8 protein-coding genes are annotated in these 11496 nt (G+C 65.3%); 4 read left to right on the plus strand and 4 right to left on the minus strand.

Annotated features, from left to right (window positions below; translation table 11 throughout):
• Positions 1–74 precede the first annotated feature (74 nt).
• From DY926_RS05735 to DY926_RS05745, 3 genes are all read left to right on the plus strand, one after another.
• Positions 75–695, plus strand: a complete 621-nt coding sequence (locus DY926_RS05735; protein WP_116702480.1) for a J domain-containing protein — start codon at positions 75–77, stop codon at positions 693–695.
• 125 nt (positions 696–820) lie between these two features.
• Complete coding sequence (cobS, locus tag DY926_RS05740) at positions 821–1846, plus strand: cobaltochelatase subunit CobS (protein ID WP_116702481.1); 1026 nt, start codon at positions 821–823, stop codon at positions 1844–1846.
• A gap of 20 nt (positions 1847–1866) precedes the next feature.
• A complete protein-coding gene (locus tag DY926_RS05745; protein ID WP_116702482.1) occupies positions 1867–3765 on the plus strand; it encodes a cobaltochelatase CobT-related protein in 1899 nt (632 codons plus the stop codon).
• Between the two features lie 54 nt (positions 3766–3819).
• On the opposite strand, the gene DY926_RS05750 is transcribed toward DY926_RS05745, so the two are convergent.
• Both DY926_RS05750 and DY926_RS05755 read right to left on the minus strand, forming a co-directional pair.
• Positions 3820–5253: a pyridoxal phosphate-dependent decarboxylase family protein gene (locus DY926_RS05750; RefSeq protein WP_116702483.1), complete on the minus strand. Its 1434-nt coding sequence runs from the start codon at positions 5251–5253 to the stop codon at positions 3820–3822.
• 132 nt (positions 5254–5385) lie between these two features.
• Positions 5386–6390, minus strand: a complete 1005-nt coding sequence (locus DY926_RS05755) for a bile acid:sodium symporter family protein (protein ID WP_116702484.1) — start codon at positions 6388–6390, stop codon at positions 5386–5388.
• A gap of 88 nt (positions 6391–6478) precedes the next feature.
• On the opposite strand from DY926_RS05755, the gene DY926_RS05760 reads away from it, so the two are divergent.
• The gene (locus tag DY926_RS05760; RefSeq protein WP_116702485.1) at positions 6479–7411 is read left to right on the plus strand and encodes a hypothetical protein; all 933 of its coding nucleotides are present in this window, start codon (positions 6479–6481) and stop codon (positions 7409–7411) included.
• Positions 7412–7558: 147 nt separating this feature from the next.
• Here DY926_RS05760 and mfd read toward each other — a convergent pair whose 3' ends face one another.
• Together mfd and DY926_RS05770 are read right to left on the minus strand one after the other, a co-directional pair.
• Complete coding sequence (gene mfd / locus DY926_RS05765; RefSeq protein WP_116702486.1) at positions 7559–11041, minus strand: transcription-repair coupling factor; 3483 nt, start codon at positions 11039–11041, stop codon at positions 7559–7561.
• Positions 11038–11349, minus strand: coding sequence for a succinate dehydrogenase assembly factor 2 (locus DY926_RS05770; protein ID WP_116702487.1), 312 nt, complete (start codon positions 11347–11349; stop codon positions 11038–11040). Before DY926_RS05770 ends, mfd begins: the two co-directional genes overlap by 4 nt.
• Positions 11350–11496 lie beyond the last annotated feature (147 nt).

The raw sequence follows: 11496 nt of genomic DNA on the forward strand, positions 1-11496 counted from the left end.
GCTCCATGATGGCGGGATCATTCATTGCACAGCTTCGCTCTTGCACGAAGCATGAACAGGCGCACATAACGATTATGATGAAGAGAAGGAATACCCGCCACCGCGCCTTTGACCCCGATCCCGACGCGCCGGATCGCTGCTGTGACATGCATGACTGCGGCCAGCCCGCGGGTTACCGCGCCCCGCGTTCGCGTGATGCGCTGAACTCGTATTTCTGGTTCTGCCTCGAACACGTACGCGAGTACAATTCCCGCTGGGATTATTATCGCGGCATGTCACCGGGCCAGATCGAGGCGCATATCCGTGCCGACGTTTCATGGAACCGGCCGTCATGGAAGCTGGGACAGGGCAAGGCGGCCCATGGCTTTAGCGAGGAGGAGGTGCTCGACCCGCTCGACCTGCTCAAGGGGGCCGCGCGTGCACGCGCTAGTGCGCGCCGCCAGCAGGCCGACCGCCGCGCCGAGGCGCCGGATGCGCTCAAATATCCGTTGGGCGTGCTGGATCTTGGCTGGCCGGTGTCACTGGAAGAACTCAAGGCGCGTTACAAGGATCTGGCCCGCCAGCATCACCCCGATGCCAATGGCGGCGACCGCAGGGCGGAGGAACGGTTCAAGGGCATCAATATCGCCTATACCACGGTGCGCGCCCACCTTGTGGCGAACCGCCAGCGCGACGGCATGGCCCGCAGCGCCTGACCCCGGGGCATGCCCCGCAGGCGATGGACTGGCCGATCGTTGCGTACATACCTATACTCACGGCCCCACCGGGTGCGCGCCACCATGGCGGGCCAGAACAGACGAAGTGACGGACAAGAAAGCAGATGAACGAACCCGCTGACCTGACTACCGCCGCAGTGGATGCCAACGGCACGCCATTACCTGCCATCTCGGCTGTTTCGGCCCCCGATCTTGTCGTGTCCGCGCGCGAGGTGTTCGGCATCGACAGTGACATGAAGGTTCCCGCCTTTTCGGTGCGGACCGACCATGTACCCGAGATCGACCCCGCCTATAAATTCGACCATGACACCACGCTGGCCATCCTGGCCGGGTTTGCCTTCAACCGTCGCGTCATGGTCCAGGGCTATCACGGCACGGGCAAGTCCTCGCATATCGAGCAGGTGGCCGCGCGGCTGAACTGGCCCAGCGTGCGCATCAACCTCGACAGCCACATCTCGCGCATCGACCTGATCGGCAAGGACGCGATCGTGCTGAAGGACGGCAAGCAGGTGACCGAATTCCGCGAGGGCCTGCTGCCATGGGGCCTGCAGCACCCGTGCGCGCTGGTGTTTGACGAATATGACGCCGGCCGCCCCGATGTGATGTTCGTGATCCAGCGCGTGCTGGAGGTGGAAGGCCACCTGACCCTGCTGGACCAGAACCGCGTGATCCGCCCGCATCCCTTCTTCCGCCTGTTCGCCACCGCCAACACCGTGGGGCTGGGCGACACGACGGGGCTGTACCATGGCACGCAGCAGATCAATCAGGGCCAGATGGACCGCTGGAACATCGTGACCACGCTCAATTACCTGCCCCATGCGCAGGAAACGGCCATCGTGCTCGCACGCATGAACATCGACCCGGCCAGGGATGAAGCCGGGCGCAGGCAGGTTGAAAGCATGGTCGCGCTGGCGGACCTGACCCGTTCGGGCTTTATCGCGGGGGACATATCAACCGTCATGTCGCCGCGCACGGTGATAAGCTGGGCCGAGAACTTCCGTATCTTTAATGATCTCGCCTTCGCTTTCCGCGTTACCTTCCTCAACAAGTGCGATGAGGCCGAACGCCCCACCGTGGCTGAGTATTACCAGCGCTGTTTCAACACCAGCCCGTTGGCGCCCAAGGGCTGATGGCAGGGCACGGGCCAGGTATGCGAGATAGCAGGAAAAAAACGCCCTCTCCCACGGCGGAACACGAAGCCCGCATGGCCGAGCGCTTCAAGCGCGCGACCGTGGGCGCGGTGCGCGCGCTGGGCGGGCAGGCGCAGACGGAGGTCTCGTTCCTCAACGGCCCCGTGCCGTCGGGGGTGTCCGTTACCGGCACGCATGTCCGCCTGCCACATCCCTCGCGCCAGATGACGGATGCGGAAAAGACCCGCATGCGTGGCGCGGCTGATGCCGCCGCCCTGCGACTGCGCCATCATGACGTGGGGCTGCATGAAACCGCCCGCCCCCCGGCGGGTGAGGCGCGGGAAGTGTACGACGTGCTCGAGCAGGCCCGGGTGGAAAGCCTGGGCGCGCGGCACATGAGTGGCGTGGCGGCCAATCTTGATGCCCGGCTGGCGCAGGAATGTGCCGATCTGGGGCTGGACCGCCTGCCCGGTCCCGACAGGCTGCCCACCCCGCTCGCCCTCGGGTTGCTGGCGCGTGCGCGCATGTCCGGCCACCCCGTGCCGCCCGCCATGCGCGAGCTTATGGCGGGGTGGGAAAAGACCCTGCCGCCCGCGGCCGCCCGCGCGCTGGACGAGATGGCCACGCGGCAGGAAAACCAGAAGGATTTCGCACAGGCCGCGCGCCGCCTGCTCATGGCCTGTGACCTGCTGCCGCAGGAAGTCATGCCGGAGGAAGAGGCGGATGATGGCACGGCCGAGGCCGATACCGCCGCCCCCGAGGACGAGGAACAGGGCGACGACACCAACCCCGAGCCGCAGGATGATGGCCCGGAGGAAGATGAAAACGCCCTGCCCATGCAGATGTCGCAGGGCGTGGGAACCGGTGACGACGAACCGGAAGACGGGGAACAGGGCGGCGCTGCCAGCGGGTCGGAGGAAGCGGGTGGTCCCGCCGAGGACACTGGCCCGGAAGAGGACGCCGCGCCCGGCTATCACGCCTTTACCACCGCGTTTGACGAGGAAATCGCCGCCGAGGACCTGTGTGACAGCGAGGAACTGTACCGCCTGCGCCAGACGCTGGACCAGCAGCTTGTCAGCATGCAGGGCGTGGTGTCCAAGCTGGCCAACAGGTTGCAGCGCAAGCTCATGGCGCAGCAGACGCGGGCATGGGAATTCGACCTTGAGGAAGGGATGCTCGACGCCGGGCGCCTGTCGCGCGTTGTGGTCAACCCGAGGCTGTCGCTTTCTTACAAGCGTGAGCGGGATACGGAGTTCCGTGATACGGTCGTGACCCTGCTGATCGACAATTCCGGCTCCATGCGCGGGCGGCCGATTTCGGTTGCCGCGATGTGTGGCGACATCCTTGCCCGCACGCTGGAGCGCTGCGCGGTGAAGGTGGAGGTGCTTGGCTTCACCACCCGCGCATGGAAAGGCGGCAAAAGTCGGGAGACATGGGTGGAAGCGGGCAAGCCCGCCAACCCCGGCAGGCTGAATGACCTGCGGCATATCATCTACAAGGCGGCGGACATGCCCTGGCGGCGTGCGCGGCGCAACCTCGGGCTGATGCTGCGTGAGGGGCTGCTCAAGGAAAACATTGATGGCGAGGCCCTGCTCTGGGCACAGCGGCGGCTGGCCACGCGTGCGGAGGCGCGGCGCATCCTCATGGTGATTTCCGATGGCGCGCCGGTGGATGACAGCACGCTATCCGTCAATCCCGGCTCCTATCTGGAAAATCACCTGCGCGAGGTGATCGCCCACATCGAGACACGCACCAGCACCGAACTTCTGGCCATCGGCATCGGCCATGACGTGACACGTTACTACCGTCGCGCCGTGACCATTACCGACCCGGAGGAACTGGGCGGCACCATGATGAAGAAACTGTCCGAACTGTTTGGCGAGGAGGCCGGCCCCCGCGCCCGGCGGGCACGCCGCTAAGGCCCCTGCCCCGCGCCCGGTCAGTATATGCCGGGCGCGGGTGTTTTTCCGGCTTCAGGCCGGTACCAGCCTGCGGTCAGCCAGTTCCAGCAGGGCTTCGAGCATCCGGTCCACATCCGCATTGGTGGTGCGGTGGTTGACGATGGCCGCGCGCACCGCCTTCTGGCCATTGATGATGGTGGTGGACGGCGCGGCGATGCCGCTTTCATGCAGGTCCTTCACCACTTCCCCATTGAAGTGATCCAGATCCGCCACCGGGGCGATGATCCGGAAGCACACGATGTTCAGCGTAACGGGGGCGAGGAGTTCCAGCCGGGGGTTGGCTTCCACCTGACGCGCCAGATGTTGGGCGATGGCGCAGCAGTTGGCGATCATCGCGCCCATGCCATCCGCGCCATAGGTGCCCAGTGTCATCCATACCTTCAGCGCACGGAAACCGCGTGACAGGTCGGGGCCGAGATCACAGTACCACGGCGCGTTGGTGGCAAGGCCACGGTCCTCGCGCGCAAGATAGGCGCGGGACTGGGCGAAGGCCGCGGCCTGTGCGCCGGGCCTGCGGACAAGGATGCAGCCCGCGTCATACTGCACCTGCGCCCATTTATGGAAATCGAACGCCACGCTGTCGGCCCGCTCCAGCCCACGCAGCATGGGCCGCAACGTGTCGGACAGCATGGCCAGCGCGCCGAACGCGCCATCCACATGGAACCAGATGCCTTCCCGCGCGGCGATGTCCGCCAGCCCGTCCAGATTGTCGATCGCGCCAGTATCCACCGTGCCTGCGGTGCCGATCACCATGAACGGCTCCAGCCCGGCGGCGCGGTCACGCGCAATGGCCAGTTCGAGTTCTGGCAGGATCATCCGGTTTTGCGCATCCACCGGGATCACGCGCAGGCTGTCCGTGCCCAGCCCGGTCAGGTCGAATGCACGTGAGATGCAGCCATGCGCGGTTGCGGCGGCATAGCCCACCAGCTTGCGCGTGCCCACGCCGCGCGCGCGCATTTCCAGCCCGTCCGGCACGGCACGGCTGGCAGTGATGACGGCGATCATGTTCGCCATGGAGGAACCGGTGACCAGCAGGCCCGATGTCTCGGCCGGGAAGCCGCACATCTCGGCCGCCCAGCGGATCACCTCGCGCTCGACTTCGATCGGGGCATGGTCGCGGCCACCGCAATTTGCGTTCAGCCCGCCCACCAGCAGTTCGGACAGCATGCCCACCGCCGTGCCGCCGCCATGCACCCAGCCCATGAAGCCGGGGTGCACGTTACCGGTGGAATACGGCTCCACCAGTTTACGAAAGCGTGCATACAGCTCGGCCGGCGGGGTGGGATCATGCGGCAGGCCGGTGCGCAGTTCCTCACGCAGGGACGTGGGCATGGGCTGCCAGACGGGGCGTTCGCGCAGGGTGGACAGGCGGTCCATCATGTCATCCACCATCTGGTGGCCCAGCGCCCGCAGCGTATCCCAGTTGTCCGGATCCAGTCCTGTCATCTCTCTCCACCATTCATGCAGTTTCATGCCCTGTGGCATACCATGCGGCCTGCCTACATACCGGGCCGCGCGCCTGTATGCGAGGGGCGATCGACGTGAAGGCCGTTTCAGGAAACCGGGCGGCTGATCGCCCTATGATCCGGGCCGGGAACATGTCTCGCCCGCACCCTGCACGGGCACCGGCGGGTCATCCGCCTGCCGGGCGAAACGCCGCGCCAGGGTCGCGCAGATGAAAAGCTGGACCTGATGATAGATCATGAGCGGCATTACGATCAGCCCGATATCGGACGGCGCGAACAGCACGCTGGCGATCGGCACGCCAGACGCCAGCGATTTTTTCGACCCGCAGAACAGTATGGCGATCCGGTCGCTGCGCCCGAACCTGCCCGCGCGCGCCGCAAGGTAGGCCAGCCCCAGCGCCAGAAACAGCAGGCCCGTATCCATCATCACCACGCGGCCGATCTGCGCGGGTGGCAGGCGGTGCCACAGCCCCTGGGTCACGGCCTCGCTGAAGGCGGTGTACACCACCACCAGGATCGAGCCGCGATCGGAAAAGGCCAGTAATTTCTTGTGCCGGTGCGCCCATTCGCCAATCCATGGCTGCGCGACCTGCCCGGCGATGAAGGGTACAAGCAGTTGCAGCACGATGGGCATGATTCCGCCGCCGCCCCCGCTGGCATGGCGGCCAAACATGAGCCCCACCAGCAGCGGCGCAAGGAAAATGCCCAGTATGTTGGAAAGCGTGGCCGAACAGATGGCTGCCGCCACGTTGCCCCGCGCGATCGAGGTAAAGGCGATGGAAGACTGCACCGTGGATGGCAGGCAGCACAGGAACAGCACGCCGGTCCACATCGCGCCATCCAGCATGCCCGGCAGCAGCCGGTGCAGGCCCATGCCCAGCAGCGGAAACATGACAAAAGTGCATGACAGGATGGCAAGATGGATGCGCCAGTGCGTGATCCCTTCCGCCACCGCGCGGCGTGACAGCCGTGCGCCCTGCAGGAAGAACATGTTCGCGATCATGATAATGGCAAGCGTATTGAATACGCTGACCCCTACCCCCCGGCACGGCATGATGCTGGCCAGCCCCACGGTGACCAGAAGGCAGAGCAGGAAAGTATCAATCTTGCGCAGCATGGGCAGTATGCTCGGGCTGTATTATCATGGGGTGGAAGTAGTATGCCCGATTGCATCAGGGGCATAATCACGCCAACGTGTAGGGCAAATGAAGAAATTACTCATAACCACGATCCTCGCCACCCTGTCGTGCATGGGCGCGGCAAAGGCCACGGCCCTGCCCGATACCTGCGCAAGGGTGCAGGTTGCGACCACCCAGCCCCGTAGCGGCAGCGCCCTTGCCGCGCAGGGATATGACCTGGCGCTGGCGGGCAGGACCGACCAGACATTCCACGCCACCGACATTGCGGCCAGCGGTACGGGCATGGGGCCGCAGGCCCTGCGGGATATGGAGGATGTGGCGTCGCTCGTGCTGCTTGCGGTCATGACGGGGCATCATTCTGATGGTTGTGAGCAGTCTTATTTCGCGTCAGCCGCCGCTCCGATCATGGACGGGCTGCGCACGGGCGGCAGTTATGACCTGACATGGCAGGGCGGCCTGCTGACCAATGGAAGCACGAAGCTGTCCTTCCGCCGCGCGCACCTGCATCTGGGGGGGAGCAAAAGCGACAGCGCGCCCGCAACCCTGACGCTGGAAACGCAGGGCATTGGCATAACCGGCTCACGCAATACGCTGCTGGTCAGCGCCCTGCCGCAGCAGGCAACGGCAAAGGCGGCGGTGCCCGGCAGTTCGCTGGTGCCGCTGGCCGAGGCCATAACCGGTCACCCGCCGGAAAACGTCATGGTGCCGCTGCATGTATCAGCCCTGTCGGCCCAGCGCGGGGCCATGCAGATTACCGGCAATGGTGACGCCAACCTGACCGGCCATACCGATGCTTCTTCCGCCAGCGGGCACATACTGGTGCAGAATCTTGATGCCGTGATCGACACCCTGCGCAATGCCGGGCAGACACGGGCCAGTGCAGCGCTGATTCTGGCCAAGCTGTTTGGTCACAAGTCGGAAACAGGCGGCACGTCATGGGATGTAAGCTGGGAGGGCGGTGTCATGACCGTCAACCATATTCCGCTGCCCATCCGTTAAGGCAACGCAATGTCGGCCTGCCCGTTTTGCTACCCGCCGTCCCGCCGCATGTCAGGGATATGTTGATGGACATGTGCCGTTAACGGGGCAGCCACCATGCGGCTGGCCCCGTCAACCCGTATGCAGGAATGATCTCGCGGGCGTTTATCAGGCCGGGACGCCCGCATCTTCCCGTGCCAGCCCCACCAGCGCTGTCAGTACCTTGCGGGCCTGTTTTATGCGCTGGGCATTTGTCATTTCCCGAATGATGGCCAGCTTGTGGTCGGGGCGCAGGCGGACATTGGCCTCCTTCTGCCGGGCGATCCATGCCACCAGCCCGGCAGGGTTGGCGAATGTATTGCCGCGGAACTGGATGACCATGCCCTTGGGGCCAGCTTCCAGCCGTTCCACGCCCGCTTCGCGGCACATGCGCTTGAGCGTGACCACATCCAGCAGGTTGCGCACCTCATCGGGCATGGTGCCGAAGCGGTCCACCAGTTCGGCTTCCATCGCCTCGACCTCGGCATCGTTGGCCAGGGCCGCGATGCGCCGGTACAGCCCAAGGCGCACCGGCAGGTCGGTCACGTAGGTATCGGGAATGAGCACTGGCAGGCCAAGGATGATGTTGGGCGTCCAGTCACGGTCCTGCAGCTTGCGCCGTCCCTTTTCGGTGCGCAGGTCGGCCACCGCGTCTTCAAGCATCTGCTGGTAGAGTTCGATCCCGACCTCACGGATATGACCGGACTGTTCATCGCCCAGCAGGTTGCCCGCGCCGCGCAGGTCAAGGTCATGCGAGGCCAGCGTGAAGCCCGCGCCCAGCGTGTCGAGCGTCTGCATGACTTCCAGCCGCTTGTGCGCCGCAGCCGACAGCACATGGGTCTGCGGCCACGTAAGGTAGGCATAGCCGCGCTGCTTGCCGCGCCCGACGCGCCCGCGCAACTGGTAGAGCTGCCCCAGCCCGAACATGTCGGCCCGGTGGATGATGAGCGTGTTGACCGCAGGCATGTCCAGCCCGCTTTCCACAATGTTGGTGGACAGCAGGATGTCGTATTTGCCATCGCTGAACTCGGTCATGACCCGTTCCAGCTCGGTTGGTGTCAGGCGGCCATGGGCCTGTACCAGCCGGGCATCCGGCACGATCTCGCTCAGGCGGGCGGCCATGCGGTCCAGATCCTCGATCCGGGGCACGACGCAGAAGACCTGTCCGCCCCGGAAGCGCTCGCGCTGGATCGCTTCACGTATCACCACGCTGTCGAACGGCATGATGAAGGTGCGCACCGCCAGCCGGTCGGTCGGTGGCGTGGCGATCAGGCTCATTTCCCGCACGCCGGTCAGGGCAAGCTGCAGCGTGCGTGGTAGCGGGGTGGCGGACAGGGTCAGGACATGCACGTCCTCACGCAGGGCCTTGAGCTTTTCCTTGTGCGCTACGCCGAAATGCTGTTCCTCGTCCACGATCAGCAGGCCGAGATCAGCGAATTTGACGGTCTTGGCCAGCAGCGCGTGGGTGCCGATCACGATATTGACCGTGCCATCGGCCAGTCCCTTGCGCACCGCGGTCGCCTCCTTGCCCGTGACCATGCGTGAGAGCTGCGCCACGTTGACCGGAAGCCCCGCGAACCGTGCCGAGAACGTGCGGTAGTGCTGGCGCGCCAGCAGCGTGGTCGGCACCACAACTGCAACCTGCGCGCCCGACATGGCGGCGACGAAGGCCGCGCGCAGGGCCACTTCGGTCTTGCCGAACCCGACATCACCGCATACCAGCCGGTCCATCGGCTTGCCCGAAGCCATGTCATCAAGCACATCTGCGATGGCGCGGGACTGGTCATCGGTCTCGATAAAGGGGAAACGGGCGCAGAATTCGTCCCACATCCCCTCCTCTGGCGTCAGGGCCGGGGCTTCGCGCAGGGCGCGGGCGGCAGCGGTGCGGATCAGTTCACCCGCCATGTCGCGGATGCGCTGCTTCATCTTCGCCTTGCGCGACTGCCACGACGTGCCACCCAGACGGTCCAGCGCCACATGCGCCTGATCCGAACCGAAGCGGCTGAGCAGTTCGATGTTCTCGACCGGCAGGAACAGCTTCTCGTTGCCATCATAGATCAGGCGCAGGCAGTCATGCGGCGCGGTGCCCACGCCGATGGTCTCAAGCCCGTCATAACGGCCGATGCCGTAATCCTGATGGACGATCAGGTCCCCTTCCGCAATTTCCGATGCCTCGGAAATGAACTGGTCGGCCTTCTTGCGGCGGCGCGGCGGGCGCGCAATGCGCTCCCCCAGCAGGTCCTGTTCGGACACGAAGGCGACATTGTCGGCCACGAAGCCACGGTCCAGCCCCAGCGTCAGCAGCCCCACCGTGCCGGGGCGCATCTTCTGTGCGTCACGCCATGTGGTGAAGGTCTGGACCGGCAGGCGGTATTCGCGCAGCAGCACGCCAATCCGCTCGCACGAACCCCGGCTCCATGCCGTGACATAGGCGCGCCGACCGGTCTGCGCCCATTCATCCACCCGCGCATGCAGCATGGGGAAGACGTTTTCACGCCCCTCGGTCACGGTCTTGGCGAACATCTGGCCGGGCCTGCCGCCCGCATCCATGCCGGGCGCGCCATCAGGCTGCGCGAAGGGCATGAACACCACCGCCTTTTTGCCGCTGATCATCGCATCCCACCCCTTGCGGTCGAGATACATGAGATGCGGCGGCAGCGGGCGGTAGGGTACTTCCCCTTCCCGCGTGGGCTGCTTGCGGGCGTCGAAGTGGTCCGCGATCATTTCCAGCCGGGCGGCCAGCACTTCCTGCGCCTGGTTGGCCAGCGAGATGGAGACGCCGGGCAGGTAATCCACCAGCGTTTCCATATGTTCATGAAACAGGGGCAGCCAGTGTTCCATGCCTGCGTGGCGGCGGCCTTCGGATATGTGCTGGTAGATCGGGTCACTGGCGGCGGCGGGGCCGAACAGGTCGCGCCAGCCGGTGCGAAAGCGCGATATGGACGCTGGGTCGAGGCTGAAATCAGCCACCGGCCGCATGGTCAGGCTGTCGATCTTCGCGGTGGAGCGCTGGGTGCCGGGGTCAAAGCGGCGGATGTTCTCCACCTCGTCCCCAAACAGGTCGAGGCGCACCGGCTCGGCCTCACCTGCCGGGAAAATATCAAAAATGCCGCCACGGGTGGCGAACTCGCCCTGGTCCATGACCGTGTCGGTGCGGTTGTAGCCGTGCGCGACCAGCAGTTCCATAAGGAACGGCGCATCAAGGCTTTCACCCACCTTTATGGTAATCGACTGCCCCGCAAACGCCGCGCGCGGGGCCACGCGCTGCACCAGGCCGCTGACGGTGGTCAGCACGATGCGCGGTGTGGTCGCCTTTTCCAGCAGGCGGGTCAGGGTCGCCACCCGCTCCGCCACGATGGCGGGGTTGGGGGAGACACGGTCATACGGCAGGCAGTCCCAGCCGGGAAAGCGCAGGATTTCCGCCTTCGGCGCAATAAAGGCCAGCAGGTCCGCCATGCGCGCCATGCCCGCGTCATCGCGGCAGACATGCAGTACCGGCCCGTCATGCTCATCCAGCCTGCGGGCCAGAAGGAAGGCGTCATACCCGTCGGGTACGCCCCAGACGGGCACCGGCGCGTCCGGCGCCAGGGAGAAACCCGCCGTATCGTTCATCTTCCGCCCCGGATCGCCGCCAGACGCGCGGGGTCGGTGGCGTCGGCCATGATTTCGCGCATCATGGGGGTATCGACCTCTGCCGGTACGGGGCGGCGGCCGCTCAGCCAGTCCGCCAGGTCCGCATCAGGCAGGTCCATCACGGCTTCCAGCGCGTCCAGCTGTGCTTCGGTCATGGTTTCGAGCCGGGGGGCGACGAACCCGCCAATCAGCACGTCCGTCTCATGCGTGCCACGGTGCGTGGCGCGGTAATATATCCGTCGCCGCCGGGTATCGAGGCGCGAGAGATCAGGAGTTATGGCTTCCATTGCGTTCCACCCCGTCATGGTTGTGTTTTGTTCCGTAACGCAGGTGTCCTATAGCCGTCATGCGGGCATCTGTCAGCCCGTATGACCACCCTATGACACAGATGCTACCCCGCAGGATAAACCACCGCGTGCCCGATACGACCACCC

It is taken from the genome of Komagataeibacter melaceti (genome assembly GCF_003403295.1).
Lineage (GTDB): Bacteria > Pseudomonadota > Alphaproteobacteria > Acetobacterales > Acetobacteraceae > Komagataeibacter > Komagataeibacter melaceti.